The sequence below is a fragment of the Micromonospora sp. NRRL B-16802 genome (assembly GCF_001279555.1).
In the GTDB taxonomy this organism is placed as follows: Bacteria; Actinomycetota; Actinomycetes; order Mycobacteriales; family Micromonosporaceae; genus Micromonospora; species Micromonospora profundi.
In genome coordinates this window covers 131,172-151,536 of record NZ_LGEB01000121.1, presented here as the reverse complement: position 1 = coordinate 151,536, position 20,365 = coordinate 131,172, and the positions used below count along the sequence as shown (strand labels likewise).

Below are 20,365 nucleotides of genomic sequence, written 5' to 3'. Positions count from 1 at the left end.
AGTGTGCTCGCCAAATATTCTGTGCGACAACACATTTTTAGATCAACACATCGGCTGAACCGGGAACAGCTGGTCTAGCGCCTGTCGGTGGCACCCGCGTAGGTGACGGTCGGGACGGCGAGCTCCCGGCGAAGCACCGGGGCGACCTCGGTGGCGAGCCGCTCGACGGAGTCGAGGATCCGCGCCTGGGGCATTCCGCCGAAGCCGACGTGCAGGAGCAACCGGCTGATGCCGTACACCTCGTGGTAGGCCGCGACCTTGTCGATCACCTCTTGGGCGCTGCCGACGACGAGGGCACCCTGCGGACCGGTGAAGGCGTCGAACTTCTCCGGGCTGAGTACGAATCCCTGGCCCCGCTTGTGGTTGTTGTCCCGGAAGCCTGCGGTGAAGTGCGGGTACATCGTCCGCCGCGCCCCCGCACTGGTCCGGCCGACGTGACCCTGCACGCCCAGCCCGACCCGCAGGGTGGCCGGATCGCGCCCGGCCCGCTCGGCCGCCAACCGGTAGAGGTCGACGATCCGGGAGTGGCTGCCGACGGTGCCGAGCAGGACCCCGAGCATCACGGGCAGCCCTCGGGCGCCGGTCTCGACGGCGGAGGTCGGCGTGCCGCCCACGCCGACCCAGATCGGCAGCTCCTTCTGAAGGGACCGGGGCGCGATGTCGGCCTCGTGCAACGGTGGGCGGAAGCGCCCGTCCGACCAGGTGAGCGGGTTCGTCTCGCGGATCCGCAGCAGCAGGTCGAGCTTCTCCCGGAACAGGTCCGCGTAGTCGGCGAGGTCGTAGCCGAAGAGCGGAAAGGACTCGGTGTACGAGCCGCGCCCGGCGATGATCTCGGCGCGTCCGCTGGAGAGCAGGTCGAGGGTGGCGAACTGCTCCCAGACGCGGACCGGGTCGTCGGAGCTGAGCACCGTGACGGCGCTGGTCAGACGGATCCGTCTGGTGCGTTGCGCCATCGCGGCCAGCACCATCGGTGGCGCTGTCGCCACGAAGTCCGAACGGTGGTGCTCGCCGACGCCGATGACGTCCAGGCCCGCCTGGTCGGCGACCTCGGCGAGTTCGATGACGTGACGCAGGTGCTGGTGCGGCTCGGGAAGCTGACCGGTGGCCGGGTCGGCGGTGAGTTCGCCGAAGGTGATCAGGCCGATCTCAAACGACATCGTCGGCCTCCTCTCTGGTCTGCCGTGCGGGTGCCGGTGGGATCGGGAAGTTGCGGTTGAAGACGTTGTCCGGGTCGTACGTGGCCTTGATGGCACGCAGCCGACTGAGGGTGGGCTCGGGCCAGGCGTCGAGCAGCCGCTCCGGGTCGGTGTCGGACTCGAAGCTGAGGTACATGCCGTCGAGGTGCGGGCGCAGGTCGGCCCAGAGCTTGTCGAGTTGGGGCCTGCGGTCCGCGACGGTGGCGGCGATCACCGAGAAGTTCTGCTCCCGGTGCGGATAGGCGGTCGCGTCCCGGTCGACGTCGTTGACGGCGCCGCCCACGGACCGGAACTGCATGATCATCACGTCGCCGGAGCGGATCATTGCCGCCATGGCATCCGCCGCCTCCGGGGTCACGTGGTGCAACAGCCCGCTGTGCGTGTCGCTCAGGCCCTGCCCGCGATGCTGGTTGCCGGGCGGCGCGACGATCGCCGGATACGGCGCGAGCTGGGCGTGCTGGTCGAGGATCGGGCCGATCTCCAGGAACGGACCCAGGGCGGCCTGCGCCGCTTCGACGTCGTCATTGGCGTGCACGAGGGTCACCTGGGCCATCGGCGGGTTGCCACGGCGGCCGGGAAACAGGCTGAGGAAACTGCTGATCTCGCGCGGCGCGTCCTCGACGAGCCGCCCCCAGCGACGGAGCACGCCGGCGGGGTCGCTCGCGTCGACAGTGAGCTGTGCGAAGACGACATCGCCGACCTCGTACGCCTCCAGTTCCAGCGCGGTGACCACACCGAAGTTGCCGCCGGCGCCGCGGATCGCCCAGAACAGGTCGGGGTGGTGCTCGGCGTCAGCCCGGACCAGTGTGGCGTCCGCCGTGACGATCTCGGCGGCGACGATGTGGTCGATGGTCAGCCCGTACCTGCGGACGAGGTATCCGATACCGGCGGTGGTCGCGAGGCCGCCGACGCCGACGTCGCCGTAGTCACCCGAGCTCATCGCCAGGCCGTACGGGGCAAGCGCCTGGGCGACGTGCCCCCAGCGGGCACCCGTCTCCAGCCGGATCCGGCGGGTGGCCCGGTCGAGCACCTCCACCTTGTTCATCCCCGACATGTCGATCACGATCCCGCCGTCGTTCGTCGACCGGCCGCTGATGCCGTGGCCGCCGCTGCGCACCGACAGCGGTACGTCCTGCGTCCGCGCGTACGCCACCGCATCCACCACGTCGGCGGCGCTGGCCGGGCGGATCACCAGGGCTGGCGCACCCTGCCGGATGTAGCTGTGGCGCACACGTTCGTACTGCGGATCGCCGGGCTCGACGGCCTTGGTGGCCAGGGACTCGGGCAGTGCGTCGTAGTCGACGCCGGGCTGGCGTCGGGCGAGGGCGACGGCCGACCGGACCGGTCCCTGTTCGGTGTGATGTCCCGTGCGCTCCTTGGCGACGGCCTCGCGCAGCGCGGGGGCGATCTCCTGCCCGAAGGTCTGGATGAGTCGTGGGTCGTCGCGGCCGATCAGGAAGGAGCTGAACCCCTCTTCGAGGACCAGCGGAAGGAGTTGGTCGACCCACTGCTCGGGTGGACCCTGGAGGAAGCCACGGTTGTGCGACGACGCGCTGACCTGGAACAGGTTGAGCAGTCGCCGGATCTCGCGTGGGTCCCGGCCCGCCTCGACCGCCGCCTCGTCGATGAGCCGGTTGGCGGTGACCCGGTCCGGCGACCGGAGGTACTCCAGTGTCGGCAGCCAGCCGTCGGCCTTCTGGCCGGTCAGTTTCAGCATCTTCGGCTGGTAGGCGCCGAGCCAGATGCCGATGTCGTGCGCCGGCGTCGGGCCGCGCTGCATGCCGGGGACCGGATAGTACGTCCCGTCGCGGCGCAGCGGCTCCGACGTGTCTTCCCATACGCCACGCAGGACGTCGATCGCCTCGCGCAGCGCCGCGACGCCCTGGCCGGCGGTCAGCCGGCGTCCACCCATGCCTTCGATTCCGTCCCAGAAGGCGCCGGCGCCGAGGCCGAGTTCGAACCGGCCGTGGGAGAGCCGGTCCAGGCTCGCCGCGGCGCGGGCCAGGACTGCGGGCGGACGCAGCGGCAGGTTCAGGACGTTCGCGGAGACGCGGAGCCGCTCGGTGCGGGCGGCCACCCAACTGAGCAGGGTCCAGGTGTCGAGGAAGTCCGGGTTGTACGGGTGGTCTTGGAAGGTGGCGAGATCCAGCCCTGCCGCCTCGGTCAGCTCGGCCAGCGCCATCACCTGGTCGGGATCCCGGGCGCTCGGCGTCAGGAACGTCCCTAACAGAAGTTCATGGCCGTAATCAGGCATTTCCTCATCCAATCCTCGATGACTGTTGTCCAGACACATCGTCTGTCGGACGCATCTTATGCTCAGCAACATATTGTCGGGCCGACGCATTCCCCTCGCCGGAGCATGGTCTGACGGGACAAACAGTGTTTGATCAACACATCGGCTGTTAGCATCGAGGGATGCCCGACGCCGTTGACCACTGCGAACTGGCAGCCGACCGTCGACGCGGTTCGAACTTCGGCTGGTCCCTCGGGATGGTGCTGCGCCGCTGGCATGAGCACGTCGAGGAGGCGTTGAAGGACCTGCCGCACGGCAGCCGCGGCTACCACATCCTGGCCGTGGTCGTCCACGAAGAGGTGCCCACGCAGGGCGCTCTGGCTGCCCGCCTGGTGATCGACCGCAGCGTCCTGACCTATGTCATCGACGACCTGGAGAACGCTGGTCTCATCGAGCGGCAGTTGGACCCGCGCGACCGACGCGCCCGTCGGATCGTGGCCACCGAACGAGGACGCCAGGCACTCGTCGATGCCGAGCGGCGGGTGGCCCACGTCGAGGACCACGTGCTGGGCGGCCTGCCCGAGGACCAGCGGGACGCCTTCCGCGACTTCGCCGAGCGCGCCGCCGAGGCCATCCACGCCGCCGCACCGGGCACGGACCCCTGCGTGGCGGTGATCAGCGTCCTACCTCCGGCGGAGCAGCCCGCCTCCTGACGTCATACCGCCCGGCCGATGGTGGCTGGCGCCGGGCGCGGCTGTGGCCCGTCGGGGCTGCCGCCGGTAGGGGGCTGTGGCCGATCGCGGCGAATACCTCCGCCGCGACGGCGTACGCCGAACGTCGGCGGGGTGACCCCGCCGACGGCGTGTGTCCTACGGCTTGCGGGCCAGGAGGCCGACGAAGGTGTGGTAGGTGTCGGTCTGGTTCGGTCCGGCAGCGTCCGGCTCCGGACGCCACTCGGCCAGCGGCACAAGCCCCGGCTCCAGCACGGTCAGCCCGTCGGCGAAGGCGAGGATCTCCTCGTCGGTGCGCCAGCGGCCGGTGCCCAGCGACTCGTTGAAGACCCGTTCGACCTCGCGGGCCTTACGGGAGCCTTCCGGGTCGCGCTCACCAGGGTCACGGAAGTGCGAGATCGCCACGTAACTGCCGGAGGGCAGCGCGTCGATCAACGTCGCCGCGATCGCCCGCGGGTCCTCGTCGTCGCCGATGTGGTGCAGGATCGCGAAGAGCAGCAAGCCGATCGGCCTGTCGAAATCGAGGAACCGCCGTACGTCGGGATCGTCGAGGATCTGCTGTGGCGACCGGACGTCCGCCTGGATCACCGTCGCGGTGCCCTCGGCGGCGAGCAGTGCCCGACCGTGCGCCAGGACGATCGGGTCATTGTCCACATACACCACCCGGGACTTCGGGTTGTGCTCGATGGCGACCTCGTGGACGTTGCCCTGGGTGGGCAGCCCCGATCCGATGTCGAGGAACTGGTCGATGCCCGCCTCGGTGACGAGGAAGCGGATCACCCGACGCAGGAAGGCCCGGTTCGCCTGACCGGCCGCCGGACCGTCCGGAGTGATCCGCAGAGCGTGCTCGGCGACCTTCCGGTCGGCCTCGAAGTTGTCCTTGCCGCCCAGGAAGAAGTCATAGACCCGGGCCACGCTGGGGATGTTCGGGTCGATGCCGGGCGGTGCCGCCTCATCGCGGGTCACAGACGTCTCCATTCAGAACGGATCAGCGCCAGCCAGAATCTGCTGACGACTCCGGCGTTGCGGCGAGTGTAGCGATAGGGAGGGTTGGATTTCCGCCCCGACTGGTACCGCTCCCAGCGAACCCGCCCGTCACCAGGACATTCATCGGACGGCACGCCGAAAGGTGGCTCCGGACGGCATTCCGCCGCCCCTGCGTGGACGCTGAACGCGGCACGCAGGGGCGGCGGATCCCCCCCCGGATCAGGTACGCCTATCGGCCGGCGGACAACACCTCGAGCATTCGGACGCCCCCGTCGCGCACCCGATTGGAGCGCCGTGTGCCGCCGGCGTTCACTCCTTGATCCCGATGCCGTTCACCGGAGGCGTACGCAGGAGCGCGCCGATGGGCAGGACTGTGGTGGCAAGCGCGAGCAGAGCGGCGCCTCCGATGATCGACATCCAGCCGACCGTCGGGACGTAGGGCACCAGTTGCCCGGTCAGCGTCCGGACCACCGAGATCAACGTGACAGCGGCGATGATGCCGCCGACGAGCAGTGACGTGCCGAGCAGACCAACCTGTTCGGCGTGCACCATCCGCTTGACCTGGCGCGTGGTAACTCCGACCAGACGAAGCAGAGCCAGCTCGCGGCCCCGGGCCAGCGCCGCCATCACCATCGTGTTGGCGGCTGCCAGGGCGGCATAACCGACCATGACGCCGATGAGCATCTTGTTCAGCCAGGCGTTGAGCGCCAGGTCCTTCTCCAACTGGCCGTTGACGGCGCTCGTATCGATCAGACCGCTGCCCGGGTAACTGTCGACAAGGCCGGCGAGGTCGGCGTCGGCCTCGGTCCGGATCAGAACCTGGTCGTCGAGGTTCGTCGCTGTGTGGCCGCTGACAGTCTCCCGGTTGAGGGTGACGTCGCCGAAGCCGAGCCCGCGTTCGTAGAGCGCGACGACCCGCAACGTCAACTGGGTGCCGTCGCCCAGCCACATCGTGGCCTGATCGCCGAGCTTCGCCCCCTGCGACGACGCCTGCAGGGTCGACAACGCCACTGTCGCGCCGCGCAGGTCGGCGAGGCTGCCCTCGGTGACCTTGAGGTCCATGGTCTTGTCGACGCCCTCGATGTCGATGCCCTGCGCGCCGACGGCCTGGGGCTCGCCCAGCACGCGGGTGATGACCTCGGTACGCCGGATGCCCGTCGCGGCGACGACGCCGGGCACCTTGCGGGCGTCCGCCACCGCGGTCTCCGGCAGCCCGACCGCCGACACCAACGCCTGTTGGGCGAGCATCCCGTCCCGGCTCTGGCTGATCGTCTGTCGTTGCAGGTTGTCCTGGAGGAACCAGACCGAACCGCCGAAGCCCACCGACAGCACCAGCGCCGTCAGCACGGTCACCATGCCCTGCGCGTTCGCCCGCAGGTTCGCGGCGGCCAGATATCCGCTGTCGCGCCATACCGCCCGCAGCACCGGGCCGAGCGCCCTCGCGGCGTACCTGTTGATCCAGGGTGCGAGCAGGGCGGCGGCGAGGACGAAGACGTACAGCATGCCGAGCGCGGCGCCCACTGCGGCCTGGCCGCGGACGGCCGTGGTGAGCATGGTGAGCGTGACACCGGCGCCGAGCGTCAGCAGGCCGGCGACGAACCGGATCCGGCTGTTGCGGGACGACTCCACGGCGACCTCGCCGAGTGCCTCGGTCGGGCGAATGCGCACCGTGCGGCGGGCGGCGAGCAACGCCGCCGCTGCGGCCACCAGGAGCGTCGCCGCTGTCACCGCCACGGCGGAGAGTATGCCGCCGCTGATCGGGAAGCCGTCCGGAATGAACCCGCGCGTGACCAACTGCCTGTGCACCCAGTTCGTCACGAGCAGTCCGGCCGGCACGCCCAGCACCACCGAGATGATGCTCAGCTGTACGACCTCCGCGAGGATCATCAGCCTCACCTGGCCGGGCGTCGCCGCGACCGCCCGCAGCAGGGCGAGGTCGCGGCGGCGGTGGCGGACCGCCAGCCCGACGGTTCCGGCGACGACGACCATAACGAGCCCCGCGACGTAGCCGCCGAAGATGCTGCCGAGCTGGATGAGCATTTCGCGTGCCACAAGGGCTTCGGACTGTTCCAGCTTCCCGCGTTCGGCGCCGGTGTAGACGTGCGCCCCGGCTTCGGCGGCCAGCCGTCGTACCTCGGTGACCGTGGCGGGGGAGTCCGCGCCGGGGGCCACGATGATCCCGATGGCCCCGGCGCGGCCCGGCTGCGGGCTCAGCGCTGCGGCGTGGTTGTCGGTGAAGAAGAGCGCGGACGGCCAGTCGCCGGCGACCGCGCGTTCCACGACGCCACTGACCCGGTACTCGCGGACGCCACCGGCGACGAGCACCGGAATCCGGTCGCCAGGGCGTACCTCGGCGCCGGCGACAGTAGCGATGCGGTTGTCGACGGCGACCTCGTCGTCGGCGGCCGGCTGGCTTCCAGCGACGATCCGGAACGGCGTCAGCGCGGCGCTGCTCCAACCGTGCGCGACGGTCTCCTGCCCCGCCGCAGTCGGCACGACCACCGGCAACGAATGGTCGACGGCGATCGACAGCACCCCCGGCACCTGCCGGAACTGCTCGGCGAGCGTGACCGGAACCGTTCCGCCTGCCAGCAGCGGCACAGTGGTAGTGGTGGTCTGACCGTCGAGTTCCCGGCCCGTGATGCTGATCTCGCGTTGCGCGACCACGATGTCGGCGTCGGCGTACCGCTGGGGTGTGGGTTCGTAGCGCATTCCGGACTCGACGAGCAGGCCCATCGACATGAGGATCATGACGCCGACGGTGAGCGCGAGGAGGGTGGCGACCGCGCTTCCGATCCGGTGGCGCAGCATCCGTGCGGCCAGTCTCAGCATGGTTCAGCTCCCCTGCGTGGCGAGCTGACGGCGTCCGAGCAGCGCCAACTGCTCGGCGATCCGCTGCGCACCCGGCTGCGGCGTGTCGTGCACGATCCGGCCGTCGGCGAGGACCATCACCCGGTCGGCGTACGAGGCCGCCACCGGATCGTGGGTCACCATGATCACCGTCTGCTGTGTCTCGTCGACAACCGACCGCAACAGGGACAGCACCTCCGACGCGGTCTGCGTGTCCAACGCACCCGTCGGCTCGTCACAGAAGATCACCTCGGGGCGGGTCGCCAGCGCCCGGGCGATCGCCACCCGCTGCTGCTGCCCACCTGACAACTCGGCCGGACGGTGGTGCAACCGGTCGGCCAACCCGACCCGCCCGATCACCTGCTCGAGCCACGCGGGATCGGGACGGACGCCGGACAGCCGCAGAGGCAGCAGGATGTTCTCCTCGACGTTCAACGCACCGATCAGATTGAAAGCCTGGAAGACGAAACCGATCCGGCTGCGCCGCAGCTTCGTCAATTTCGTCTCCGACAGCCGCGACAATTCCTCGGCGCCGATCCACACCTGCCCGGAGGTGGGCCGGTCCAGGCCGGCAGCGGTCTGCAACAGGGTGCTCTTGCCGGAACCGGATGGTCCCATCACCGCCGTGAACGTGCCGCGGTGGAACTCCGCGTCGACGCCGGCGAGCGCGGTGACCGCCTGTGGGCCGGTGCCGTAGGTGCGGGTGAGTTGTCCGACGCGGACCGCCGTCTCGGCGGATCGTCCAACGTTGACGGCCATGAGTCTCAGCCTTTCCGTAATTCTCGACAGTTTCGAGTACACGGAAAAGCTATGGCGGCGGCCATCAATGAGCGATCCAGCGTGCGGGCCAACCGGGGTACAGCAGGCTGTACTACATCCGGCGCTGAGTGTCCTTCAGATACCGCAGGACCGCCGTCACCCGCCGGTCGGCGCGGTCGTCCGGTGCGAGGCCGAGCTTGGCGAAAATGCTGCGGATGTGCTTGTGCACTGCCCCTTCGGTGACGAACAGCCGCTCCGCGATCGCCGTGTTGCCCAGCCCTTCCGCCATCAGGGTGAGCACGTCACGTTCCCGTACGCTGAGCCGGCTCAGCGTGCTGTCGGAGCGGCTGCGGGCGAACAGTTGGGCGACGACCTCCGGGTCGATGGCAGTGCCGCCCCCGGCGACGCGGTGCAGCGCGCCCAGGAACTCCTCGACCCGACCCACCCGCTCCTTGAGCAGATAGCCGAGCCGTACCGCACCCTCGGCGAGCAGGTCGGTGGCGAACGCCTGCTCCACGTACGCCGAAAGGACGAGCACCGCGAGGTCGGGGTGACGGCGTCGGGCCTCGACGGCGGCCACGATGCCCTCGTCGGTGTGGGTGGGCGGCATCCGGACGTCGACGATCGCCACGTCGGGCCGGAGTTCGTCCACAGCGGACAGGAACGTGTCCGGTGAGTCCGTGGTGGCGACCACGTCGAGCCCTTCGGCCCGCAGCAGCAGGGCCAGCCCTTCCCGCAGCAGGGCGTCGTCCTCGGCGATCACGATCCGCACGGCAGCTCCACGATTATCGTTGTCGGCCCACCGGGTGGGCTGGTCAGTGTGAACCGGCCGTCGTGAGCCTCGACCCGCCGGCGGATGCCGCTGATACCCGAGCCGTGGCCCTCGTCGGCACCGCCACGGCCATCGTCGGACACCGACAGGTGCAGCCGGCCGGCAGTAAGTCCGACGGTGACCGCCGCCGCGCTGGCACCGCTGTGCCGGGCGACGTTCGTCAACGCCTCCGCCACCACGAAGTACGCCGTCGCCTCGACCGACGCGGCGCATCGGCCCGGCAGGTCCACCTCCACGGTGCACGGCACGGCGGAGCCGGCAGCCAGGCCGTGCAGCGCACCGGCGAGCCCACGATCATCGAGCACCGGCGGCAGGATCCCGCGCACCACGGTACGGAGTTCCGCGAGCGCCAACTCGGCGGCGTCCTGCGCCCGGTCCAGCACCTGCGCCGCCTGCGCCGGGTCACGGGCAAGCGCGCGACGTGCCGCGCCGAGCAGCACGGTGACCGCGACCAACCGGTTCTGCGCTCCGTCGTGCAGGGACCGCTCGATGCGGCGCAGCTCGACCGCGTGCGCGTCGAGCGCTCCCGCGCGGGTGGCGGTCAGCTCGGCGATGCGCAGCGACATGTCGACGTCGCGCGGCGGCGCCAGCAACCGTCGCCCCGGCAGCGCCTGGAGGTCGGCCATCCGCGGACCGAGCGCGACGGCCACGGCGAGCCAGCCGACGCCGATCAACGCGACGACGAGCGCGTCGAGCAGCCCGTCGATGCGCCAGTAGATGAAGCCGGGGCCGCCCATGTCCGGCGGCAGCATCCAGAAGTAGAGCGGGAACAGGAAATTCTGTACGGCGGTGAGCGGCAACGACAGCCCCACAGCGCCCAGTACGAACCCGAACGTGCCGTGGAGGGCCACGAACGCGCACTCGCGGCGCACCCACGGGTCGCGCAAGGCGGCGCGCAGTCCGGTAGGAACCGGCGGCGGCATGGGCAGGTCGAACGCCCACCGCGACAGTCGGGCGCGTTCCCGGTCGGCGGCAGACCGCACGACCTTCAACACCGACGGGACCACCACGAAGCCGACGCCGACCACGCACGCGAGCGCCACCACTGACAACAGCAGGAACGCCGTCAGCGCCAGTATCGACGTACCGAGGCCACCGACGAGGTGCTCAAGAGCGTCGACAGATATCCGTACGCGCTCCCGGAGATATTGGCGCACCGCGTGCCCGCGCTCCGGTCCGGCCGGCCCCCGCACTGTGGAACCGGCGTCTTCGCCCTGCATGTGCGCACCTCCCCGGCAGAGACGATAGGCGACCGAATGCGGATCCGGCCTCGTCGGGGCGCATTGGTACAGCCTGCTGTACCTCGGTTGGCCTGGTGGCTGGATCGTCGCTGATTGATCTTCGGCATAGCGTTGCCATCAGTCGTCAACCACCACTGAGGGAGTAGTCATGACAGACCACAACCGCACCGCCCCTGTCGCGACCGGCAGCACGTCCGACAGCGCCGACCGGCGCAAGCTGCTGCGTCCCGTGCTGTGGCTGGTGCTGATCGTCAGCGCCGTCATCAACGCGACCATGTCGATCACGGGTCAGAACGTGTTCGTCGGTGGCGGTTTCGGACTGATCACCCTGGCCGCCGCTGTCGGGCTCGTCGTGCATCACTACCGGCACCGCGCGTAGGCCTGAAGGCCCGTAAGCAGGCACAACACCATCGTCAACCGTCGAAGGACGACCTCCCGGCGGCTCAGTTGATGTCGTCACACCTTCGGTGCGGTGGCGCCCGGCTGCCTCTACCATCCCGGCATGACGGTGCCGTCAGAGACGCTTCCCCTCGCTTCCGATTTCCCTGCCGCCACGCGTGAGCAGTGGCAACGGTTGGCGCTGGGGGTGCTGCGCAAAGCCGGGCTCGCCGGTGAGGACACCCCGGCCGACGCGGTCGAGGATCTGCTGGCCCACAGCGGCTACGACGACGTGACGTTGGCGCCGCTGTACGCGGGCGACGATCCGACGCCGATGCCCGGGCCCCCGGGGCTGTTCCCGTACACCAGGGGCGCCCGGGCGGCCGGCGCGGTGACGGCCGGGTGGGACCTCCGGCAGCGGCACGCCGACCCGGACCCGAAGGTCACCGCCGAGGCTGTCGTCGCGGACCTGGAGAACGGCGCCACCTCCCTGTGGCTGGTGCTCGGCGACGACGGCCTGCCGCCGGCCGGGTTGGCGGCCGTGCTGGACGGTGTCTACCTGGACCTGGCCGCTGTCGTGCTGGACGCCGGGGCCGCCGCGGTCGAGGCGGTGCCGGAGTGGTTCGCGTTGCTGAACCAGCGGCAGGTGCCGCAAGCCGAGGTGCGCGGCAACCTCGGTGTGGACCCGCTCGGGTGGCTGGCGCGCACCGGGCAGCGGTGGGAAGGCCCGGCGGACGAGTGGGCCCGCACCTGCGCCGCCGATTTCCCGGGGCTGCGGGCGCTGACTGTCGACGCGACGGCATTCCACGACGCGGGTGCCTCCGACGCGCAGGAACTCGGCTGCGCCGTCGCGACGGGCGTCGCCTACCTGCGGGATCTCACCGCGGCCGGGCTGGGCGTGCCGGCCGCGTTCGGCCAGCTGGAGTTCCGGTACGCGGCCACCGCCGACCAGTTCGCCACGATCGCGAAGCTGCGGGCGGCCCGCCGGCTGTGGGCACGGGTGGCGCAGGTGAGCGGCGTGCCGGAGCACGGCGCGCAACGCCAGCACGCCGTCACCTCCACGGCCATGATGACCGCCCGCGATCCGTGGGTGAACATGCTGCGCACCACGCTTGCCTGCTTCGCCGCTGGCGTGGGTGGCGCGGACGCCGTGACAGTGCAGCCGTTCGACCACTGCCTGGGACTGCCGGACGGCTTCGCCCGCCGGATCGCCCGCAACACCCAGTCGCTGCTGCTGGAGGAGGCGAACGTCGGTCGGGTGATCGACCCGGCCGGCGGCTCGTGGTACGTCGAGCGGTACACCGAGGAACTGGCCAGGGCAGCCTGGACGTGGTTCACCGAGATCGAGCGGGCTGGCGGGATGGCTGCGGCGCTGGACAGCGGCCTGGTCGCCGACCGGCTGGCCGCGACCTGGCAGCGGCGGGCCGACAACCTGGCGCACCGCCGGGACCCGCTGACCGGGGTCAGCGAGTTTCCCGACCTGGGGGAGCGGGTGCCGGCCCGCCCGCCCGCGCCGGCCCCGTCGGGTGGCGGGTTGCCCCGACGCCGGTACGCGCAGGCGTACGAGTCGCTGCGGGACCGCGCCGACGCCCACGCGACCGCCACGGAAACGCGGCCCGCTGTCTTCCTCGCCACGCTGGGGCCGGAGGCCGCGCACAACGCCCGCGCCGGGTTCGCCGCGAACCTCTTCGCCGCCGGTGGGATCGCGACCGTCCGGCCGCCGGTCGGGACCGACGATCCGGCCCGTCTGGCCGCCGAGTTCACCGCCAGCGGCGCCCGCGTGGCCTGCCTGTGCTCCACCGACCGGCTGTACGCGCAGTCGGCGGAGGCGGTGGCGCAGGCGCTGATCGACGCGGGCGCGGACCGGGTGTGGCTCGCCGGCAAACCGGCCGACCATTCCGGCGTGCAGGGCTACCTGTATGCGGGCTGCGACGCGGTCGCGGTGCTGGAGACGACGCTTGACGACCTGGAGGTGGCGTGATGGGCGTGGGGATTCCCGACTTCTCCGAGGTCGAGTTGGGCGGGCCGGCCACCGCTGCCGACGCGGACCTGGGCCGGTGGCATGACGCGGTGCGCGCCGAGACCGGCAGCGACCCGCAGGAGCTGACCTGGCAGACGCCTGAGGGCATCGACGTCGCCCCGCTGCACACCGCTGCCGACCGGGACGGGCTGGACTTCCTCGGCACGTTCCCGGGCATCGCCCCGTACCTGCGGGGCCCGTACCCCACCATGTACACGACGCAGCCGTGGACCGTCCGCCAGTACGCGGGTTTCTCCACGGCGCAGGAGTCGAACGCGTTCTACCGGCGCAACCTGGCCGCCGGTCAGAAGGGGCTGTCGGTCGCCTTCGACCTGCCGACCCACCGCGGCTACGACTCCGACCACCCCCGGGTCGCCGGGGACGTGGGCATGGCCGGGGTGGCGATCGACTCCATCTACGACATGCGGCAGCTCTTCGACGGCATCCCACTGGACCGGATGAGCGTGTCGATGACCATGAACGGCGCGGTGCTGCCGGTGCTGGCGCTGTACATCGTCGCGGCCGAGGAGCAGGGGGTGGCGCCGGAGCAGCTCTCCGGCACCATCCAGAACGACATCCTCAAGGAGTTCATGGTCCGCAACACCTACATCTATCCGCCGCAGCCGTCGATGCGGATCATCTCCGACATCTTCGCCTTCACCTCCGAGCGGATGCCCCGGTTCAACTCGATCTCCATCTCCGGCTACCACATCCAGGAAGCCGGGGCGACCGCCGACCTGGAGCTCGCGTACACCCTCGCCGACGGCGTGGAGTACCTGCGGGCCGGGCGGGACGCCGGCCTGGACATCGACGCGTTCGCGCCCCGGCTGTCGTTCTTCTGGGCGATCGGGATGAACTTCTTCATGGAGGTGGCGAAGCTGCGGGCGGCGCGGCTGCTGTGGGCCCGCCTGGTCCGCGACTTCCAGCCGAAGAACCCGAAGTCGTTGAGCCTGCGGGCGCACAGCCAGACCTCCGGCTGGTCGCTCACCGCCCAGGACGTGTTCAACAACGTGGTACGCACCTGCGTCGAGGCGATGGCCGCCACCCAGGGGCACACCCAGTCCCTGCACACGAACGCGCTGGACGAGGCGCTGGCGTTGCCGACCGACTTCTCCGCGCGTATCGCCCGCAACACCCAGCTGCTGCTCCAGCAGGAGTCGGGCACCACGCGGGTCATCGACCCGTGGGGCGGCAGCGCCTACGTGGAGCGGCTCACCCACGATCTGGCCGCCCGCGCCTGGAAGCACATCCAGGAGGTGGAGGCCGCCGGTGGGATGGCCCGGGCCATCGACGAGGGCATCCCGAAGCTGCGGATCGAGGGGGCCGCCGCGCGTACGCAGGCGCGCATCGACTCCGGCCGGCAGCCCGTGATCGGCGTCAACAAGTACCGCCCGGACGCCGACGAGCCGATCGACGTCCTCAAGGTCGACAACCGGTCGGTACGCGCGCAGCAGATCGAGAAGCTGCGCAGGCTGCGCGAGGAGCGCGACGAGCAGACCTGCGTGGCGGCCCTGGACGCGTTGACCCGGGCGGCCGGTGCCGCGCTCGACGGCACGCGGGGGCCGGGCCTGGACGGCAACCTGCTCGCCCTGGCGGTGGACGCCGCGCGGGCGAAGGCAACGGTGGGGGAGATCTCCGACGCGATGGAGAAGGTGTACGGGCGGCACGCCGCGCAGATCCGTACCATCTCCGGCGTGTACCGGGACGAGGCCGGCGCTGTCTCGGCGATCGAGAGCGTCCGCGCCGCCACCGCGGAGTTCGCCGTCGCCGAGGGCCGCCAGCCCCGCATCCTGGTGGCCAAGATGGGCCAGGACGGCCACGACCGCGGCCAGAAGGTGATCGCCACGGCGTTCGCCGACCTGGGCTTCGACGTGGACGTGGGTCCGCTGTTCCAGACCCCCGCCGAGGTGGCCCGTCAGGCTGTCGAGGCCGACGTGCACATCGTCGGGGTGTCCAGCCTCGCCGCCGGGCACCTCACGCTGGTGCCGGCGCTGCGCGACGAACTGGCCGCGCTCGACCGCGACGACATTATGATCATCGTTGGTGGCGTGATCCCGCCGCAGGACTTCGACGCGTTGCGGGCGGCCGGCGCGGCGGCGATCTTCCCGCCCGGCACCGTGATCGCCGAGGCGGCCCGGGAGTTGCTCACCGAGCTGTCCCGGCGGCTCGGCCACCCGGGCGCGTGAGCGGCGCCGCGATGCGCACCCCTCCGGTCGACGCGTACGTCGACGGGGTGCGCGCGGGTTCGCGGGCGTGGATCGCGCGGGCCATCACCCTTGTCGAGTCGACCCGAGCCGACCACCGCAGGGCGGCGCAGGGGCTGTTGGCCGCGCTCACCCCGTACGCCGGGGGCGCCCGCCGGGTCGGCATCACCGGCGTGCCCGGGGTCGGCAAGTCCACGTTCATCGACGCGCTCGGCTGCCGGCTGACCGGCGACGGGCACCGGGTGGCGGTGCTCGCTGTCGACCCGTCGTCCACCCGCACCGGCGGGAGCATCCTCGGCGACAAGACCCGCATGGCCCGTCTCGCCGTCGACCCGGCCGCGTTCGTACGGCCCTCGCCGACGGCGGGCACGCTCGGTGGCGTCGCCAAGGCCACCCGGGAGGCGATAGTGGTGGTCGAGGCTGCCGGCTACGACGTGGTCCTGGTCGAGACCGTCGGCGTCGGCCAGTCCGAGACCACTGTCGCCGAGATGGTCGACTCGTTCCTGCTGCTCACCCTCGCCCGCACCGGCGACCAGTTGCAGGGCATCAAGAAGGGCGTGCTGGAACTCGCCGACGTCATCGCCGTCAACAAGGCCGACGGGCCGCACCAGACCGACGCACGCCGGGCCGCCCGGGAGTTGGCGGGCGCGTTGCGGCTGCTGCATACGCCCGAAAGCGGCTGGCAACCCCCGGTGGTCACGTGCAGCGCCCTGGAGGAGACCGGCCTCGACGAGCTGTGGCAGCAGATCCGCCACCACCAGGACACCTTGGCAGCGTCCGGCGAGCTGGCCGAGCGGCGACGACGTCAGCAGATCGGCTGGGTCTGGGCGATGGTGCGGGCCGAACTCCTCGACCGGCTCCGCAGCCATCCCACGGTGCGAGCCCTCACGCCGGAGATCGAACGCGACGTTCTCGCCGGGACCCTCACCCCGGCGGTCGCCGCCGAGCGGCTGCTGGCCGGGTTCGCCGATCCGACAGTCACACCGGACCTCGTCGACTGAACGGCAGGTCGCGGGGCACACCCGTCACCTGGGCAACCCGCGCAGCCGACGGTCTACCAGCAACTGGGAATGCCAGACTTGACGACGACGAAGCGCCGGCAGGGCAGGGTCAGAGAGTGGACCCGTCCTTCCGAGGCTTCCCGCTCAACGCGCCGAAGCAGTCGCGCCGGGGCAGGTCGTTGCTCACGCAACGGCGCTCTTGTCTCGGTCGTGCCGTGTGGGTGACTCGTGGGTCTCCGGGCGTGGGGCAAACCGGGCCATGGTCGCACATGAGGAGAAACAGTGCTGATACAGGACAAGCTCGAATCGATCTTCGCGTCCGTGGTGCGACGCAACCCTGGCGAGGGCGAGTTCCACCAGGCGGTGCGAGAGGTGCTCGACAGCGTGGCCCCGGCCCTGAAGAGGCATCCCGAGTACGCCGAAGCGAAGATCATCGAGCGGATCTGTGAACCGGAACGCCAGATCATCTTCCGGGTGCCGTGGGAGGACGATCGCGGTGAGGTCCACATCAACCGCGGCTTCCGGGTGGAGTTCAACAGCGCCCTCGGGCCGTACAAGGGTGGTCTCCGCTTCCACCCGTCGGTCTACCTGGGGATCGTGAAGTTCCTCGGCTTCGAACAACTGTTCAAGAACGCGCTGACAGGCATGCCGATCGGCGGTGGCAAGGGCGGGTCGGACTTCGACCCGAAGGGCCGCTCGGATCGGGAGGTGATGCGGTTCTGTCAGTCGTTCATGACCGAGTTGTACCGGCACATCGGCGAGTACACGGACGTGCCGGCAGGCGACATCGGAGTCGGTGGACGGGAGATCGGCTACCTGTTCGGGCAGTACAAGCGGATCACCAACCGGTACGAGTCCGCAGTGCTGACCGGTAAGGCCCTCAGCTACGGCGGCGCCCAGGTACGCCGTGAGGCCACCGGCTACGGCGCGGTGTTCTTCGCCGAGGAGATGCTGCGCGCTGACGGCGGCGACAGCCTCGACGGCAAGCGGGTGGTGGTCTCCGGCTCGGGCAACGTGGCGATCTACGCGATCGAAAAGGTGCACCAACTCGGCGGCACCGTTGTGGCGTGCTCGGACTCCTCCGGCTACATCCACGACCCGAAGGGAATCAACGTCGAGGTGCTCAAGCACCTCAAGGAGGTTCGCCGGGCACGGATCGACGAGTACGCCGAGGCGTATCCGCACGCCACGTTCGTCGCCGGCCGCCCGATCTGGGAAGTGCCCTGCCAGGTGGCGATCCCCTGCGCGACCCAGAACGAACTCACGGGCACCGACGCACTAAGCCTCATCGCGGGTGGCTGCACCACAGTGGTGGAGGGGGCCAACATGCCCACCACCCCGGAGGCGGTCCGGAACTTCACCGAGGCCGGCGTGCGGTTCGCTCCCGGCAAGGCGGCCAACGCCGGCGGAGTCGCGGCAAGCGCGCTGGAGATGCAGCAGAACGCCAGCCGCGACTCGTGGACCTTCGAGTATTCCGAGCAGCGGCTACGGGAGGTCATGCAGACCATCCACGCCCGCTGCCACGCCACCGCCGACGAGTACGGAATGCCCGGCAACTACGTCGCCGGCGCCAACATCGACGGCTTCCGGCTCGTCGCCGAGGCGATGCTCGCCCACGGCCTCATCTGAGGCGTCGACACGGCCGTACCCGGCGCGGCCCTTCACCGTCCCGAGGGCTGTTGCCCCCGGGACGGTGAAGGGCCCCGGATCAGCGGGCGTTCACCGGCTCCGGTGGACGGCTCGCCTCGGTCGCCGCATCCTCAGTAGCCAGCGCGTCGGGCATGACCCGGCCCCGCCCGAGGGTCGGCAGCAGCCGGTCCAGCCACCCCGGCAGCCACCAGTTGGCCTTACCGAAGAGCATCATGGTCGCCGGCACCAGGACGAGCCGGACGATAGTGGCGTCGAGGGCGACCGCCGTGGCCAGCCCCACACCGATCATCTTCGTGACGATGTCGGCGTTCGTCATGAACCCCGCGAACACCACCACCATGATCAACGCTGCGGCGGTGATGGTCCGCGCGGTGGCGGCCAGACCACGCACCACACTCTGGAACGGGTCGCCGGTGGCCAGCCACTCCTCCCTGATCCGGGAGAGCAGGAACACCTCGTAATCCATCGAGAGCCCGAACAGGACGGCGAAGAGCAGCAGCGGAACCCAGGTCGAGACCGGCACCGCTCGGTCGACACCGAGCAACTGGCTGCCCCAGCCCCACTGGAAGACCATTGTCAGCACCCCGTACGCGGCGGCGACGCTGAGCAGGTTGACCAGGGCTGCCTTGATCGGCACCAGGATGCTGCGGAACACCACTGTCAGCAGGATCAGCGACAGACCGACCACCACGCCGACCACCAGCCACAGCCGCTCGGCCAGCAGGTCGGCGATGTCGGCGAAGACCGCCGTGACCCCGGTGACCTCCGCGCCGTCCGGCAACACGTCCGCGCGGAGCTTGTCCACAAGCTCACTGGATCGCTCGTCCTGCGGGCTGAACGCCAACTGCACGGTCAGCACCGACGCCGTGGCATCGGGCGCCACAATCGGCTGCGAGACCCTAGCCACACCCGGCACCGCCTCGATCCTGTCCCGCAACGCCGGCAGGGAGCCCTGCGGCACCACTGTCAGGTCAACGGCCACCACGAGCGGGGCGTACGCGCCGGGCCCGAACTCGGCGGCGACGAGGTCGTACGCCCGCCGGACGGTGTTCTCGGTGGGCTGGCTGCCCGCGTCCTGGGGCCAGGTCCGCATTGTCAGTGCGGGGGCGCCGAGCAGAAGCAGCACCGCGAGGGCGAGCAGGGCCCAACCGGCGGGACGTCGTCCCACCCGTTGCGCCCAGCGGGCGGTCAGCGGCGGCCGCTGCCGCGGCTCGGCATCGACGACGCGCCGCCGACGACTCATGATCCGCCGGCCGCTCATCGCGCACAGCGCCGGCACCAGCGTGATAGCCGCCGTCATCACCGTCGCCACGACGATCGCCGTGGCGTACCCGTAGGTCCGGTACGCGGCGAGACCGGAGAAGACCAACCCGAACAGGGACAGCAGCACGACCGCACCGGCGACCAGGATGGACCGGCCTGCGGTGGCGGTGGCCCGGGCTGCCGCCGCCCGTGGCTCCAGACCGGCACGCAGCCCCTCGATGTGCCGGGTCACAAGCAGCAGGGCGTAGTCGATGCCGACACCCAGACCGACCATCGCGGCGGCGGTCGGCGCTGTGGTGCCGATGTTCGTGAGCGCGGCCAGCAGCAGGATTCCCGACGAGCCGATGCCGAGCCCGATCAGCGCCGCGATGATCGGCAGTCCGGCCGCCACCACCGAACCGAAGGCGATGATCAGGATGACGAGCGCGATCAGCACACCGACCAGTTCGCCAGTGTGGCTGCTGGGCTTTTCACCCTCCGGCACCTGACCCGCGTACTCCACCTGGAGGCCCGCGTCCCGCGCGGGCCCGGTGGCGGCACGCAGTTGGTCCATGGCGTCGGCATCGAGGTCGGTCACCGGCACTGTGTAGCGGACGTCGATGATCGCGGTGTCCCCGTCGGCGGAGGGCTGCGCCGGGCTGGCCAGGCCCACCTGGTCCACGCCGCGCAGCTCCCCGATCACCCGGTCCAGCAGCGCCGGATCCAGTTGGCCGCCGTCCGGGTCGTGCACCACCACCCGCGCCTCGGTGCCGGACAGGCTGGGGAACCGCTCCCGGAGCAGATCCGTGCCGGCCTGCGACGAGGTGCCGGGTACGTCGTAGTCGTCGCGGGGCGTGCCACCGACGGTGCCGGCCAACCCGAGGGCCAGCACCAGGACGGCGACCCAGGCGGAAACGGTCAGCCAGGGCCGCGCGGCGCACATGGCGCCGATCCGGTGAAGCGTCCGGTTCACCGGCGGAACCTTCCCGCGTCGGGCTTCAGAGCGCAGTCGCCTGCCAACATGTCCAGATTCGAAATCAA

General features: G+C 70.6%; 14 protein-coding genes. 6 read left to right on the top strand and 8 right to left on the bottom strand.

The features are described 5' to 3' along the window. Positions 1 to 74: 74 nt before the first annotated feature. Positions 75 to 1,157, bottom strand: coding sequence for an LLM class flavin-dependent oxidoreductase (locus ADK66_RS28805; protein WP_053660863.1), 1,083 nt, complete (start codon positions 1,155 to 1,157; stop codon positions 75 to 77). Further along, positions 1,147 to 3,450: an LLM class flavin-dependent oxidoreductase gene (locus ADK66_RS28800; protein ID WP_053660861.1), complete on the bottom strand. Its 2,304-nt coding sequence runs from the start codon at positions 3,448 to 3,450 to the stop codon at positions 1,147 to 1,149. The genes ADK66_RS28805 and ADK66_RS28800 overlap by 11 nt, the downstream gene beginning before the upstream one ends. Positions 3,451 to 3,611: 161 nt before the next feature. Here ADK66_RS28800 and ADK66_RS28795 point away from each other — a divergent pair, with 161 nt between their 5' ends. Then, the gene (locus ADK66_RS28795) at positions 3,612 to 4,142 is read left to right on the top strand and encodes a MarR family winged helix-turn-helix transcriptional regulator (protein ID WP_053660859.1); all 531 of its coding nucleotides are present in this window, start codon (positions 3,612 to 3,614) and stop codon (positions 4,140 to 4,142) included. A gap of 156 nt (positions 4,143 to 4,298) precedes the next feature. Here ADK66_RS28795 and ADK66_RS28790 read toward each other — a convergent pair whose 3' ends face one another. The 5 genes from ADK66_RS28790 to ADK66_RS28770 all read right to left on the bottom strand — a co-directional run bounded on the left by ADK66_RS28790 (position 4,299) and on the right by ADK66_RS28770 (position 10,808). Further along, positions 4,299 to 5,126: an SAM-dependent methyltransferase gene (locus ADK66_RS28790; RefSeq protein ID WP_053660999.1), complete on the bottom strand. Its 828-nt coding sequence runs from the start codon at positions 5,124 to 5,126 to the stop codon at positions 4,299 to 4,301. A 330-nt stretch (positions 5,127 to 5,456) separates the two neighbouring features. Continuing rightward, positions 5,457 to 7,979, bottom strand: coding sequence for an FtsX-like permease family protein (locus tag ADK66_RS28785; protein ID WP_053660857.1), 2,523 nt, complete (start codon positions 7,977 to 7,979; stop codon positions 5,457 to 5,459). A 3-nt stretch (positions 7,980 to 7,982) separates the two neighbouring features. Next, positions 7,983 to 8,756 (bottom strand): ABC transporter ATP-binding protein, encoded by a 774-nt coding sequence (locus ADK66_RS28780; protein WP_053660855.1) that lies wholly within the window; start codon positions 8,754 to 8,756, stop codon positions 7,983 to 7,985. 112 nt (positions 8,757 to 8,868) lie between these two features. After that, positions 8,869 to 9,528, bottom strand: coding sequence for a response regulator transcription factor (locus ADK66_RS28775; RefSeq protein ID WP_053660854.1), 660 nt, complete (start codon positions 9,526 to 9,528; stop codon positions 8,869 to 8,871). Next, positions 9,516 to 10,808, bottom strand: a complete 1,293-nt coding sequence (locus ADK66_RS28770) for a sensor histidine kinase (RefSeq protein WP_082377727.1) — start codon at positions 10,806 to 10,808, stop codon at positions 9,516 to 9,518. The genes ADK66_RS28775 and ADK66_RS28770 overlap by 13 nt, the downstream gene beginning before the upstream one ends. A gap of 169 nt (positions 10,809 to 10,977) precedes the next feature. Here ADK66_RS28770 and ADK66_RS28765 point away from each other — a divergent pair, with 169 nt between their 5' ends. The 5 genes from ADK66_RS28765 (at position 10,978) to gdhA (ending at position 18,061) form a co-directional block, all read left to right on the top strand. Then, complete coding sequence (locus tag ADK66_RS28765; protein WP_053660852.1) at positions 10,978 to 11,208, top strand: hypothetical protein; 231 nt, start codon at positions 10,978 to 10,980, stop codon at positions 11,206 to 11,208. Positions 11,209 to 11,331: 123 nt separating this feature from the next. Continuing rightward, positions 11,332 to 13,188 (top strand): methylmalonyl-CoA mutase family protein, encoded by a 1,857-nt coding sequence (locus ADK66_RS28760; RefSeq protein ID WP_053660996.1) that lies wholly within the window; start codon positions 11,332 to 11,334, stop codon positions 13,186 to 13,188. Continuing rightward, on the top strand, positions 13,188 to 15,413 hold the full coding sequence (gene scpA / locus ADK66_RS28755) for a methylmalonyl-CoA mutase (protein WP_053660850.1): 2,226 nt from the start codon (positions 13,188 to 13,190) through the stop codon (positions 15,411 to 15,413). The genes ADK66_RS28760 and scpA overlap by 1 nt, the downstream gene beginning before the upstream one ends. An 11-nt stretch (positions 15,414 to 15,424) precedes the next feature. Next, positions 15,425 to 16,432 (top strand): methylmalonyl Co-A mutase-associated GTPase MeaB, encoded by a 1,008-nt coding sequence (gene meaB, locus ADK66_RS28750; RefSeq protein WP_053660994.1) that lies wholly within the window; start codon positions 15,425 to 15,427, stop codon positions 16,430 to 16,432. A 282-nt stretch (positions 16,433 to 16,714) separates the two neighbouring features. Beyond that, on the top strand, positions 16,715 to 18,061 hold the full coding sequence (gene gdhA, locus ADK66_RS28745) for an NADP-specific glutamate dehydrogenase (RefSeq protein WP_053660848.1): 1,347 nt from the start codon (positions 16,715 to 16,717) through the stop codon (positions 18,059 to 18,061). Between the two features lie 79 nt (positions 18,062 to 18,140). Here the strand turns inward: gdhA and ADK66_RS28740 are convergent, their stop codons facing one another. Further along, on the bottom strand, positions 18,141 to 20,297 hold the full coding sequence (locus ADK66_RS28740; protein WP_053660845.1) for an MMPL family transporter: 2,157 nt from the start codon (positions 20,295 to 20,297) through the stop codon (positions 18,141 to 18,143). Positions 20,298 to 20,365 lie beyond the last annotated feature (68 nt).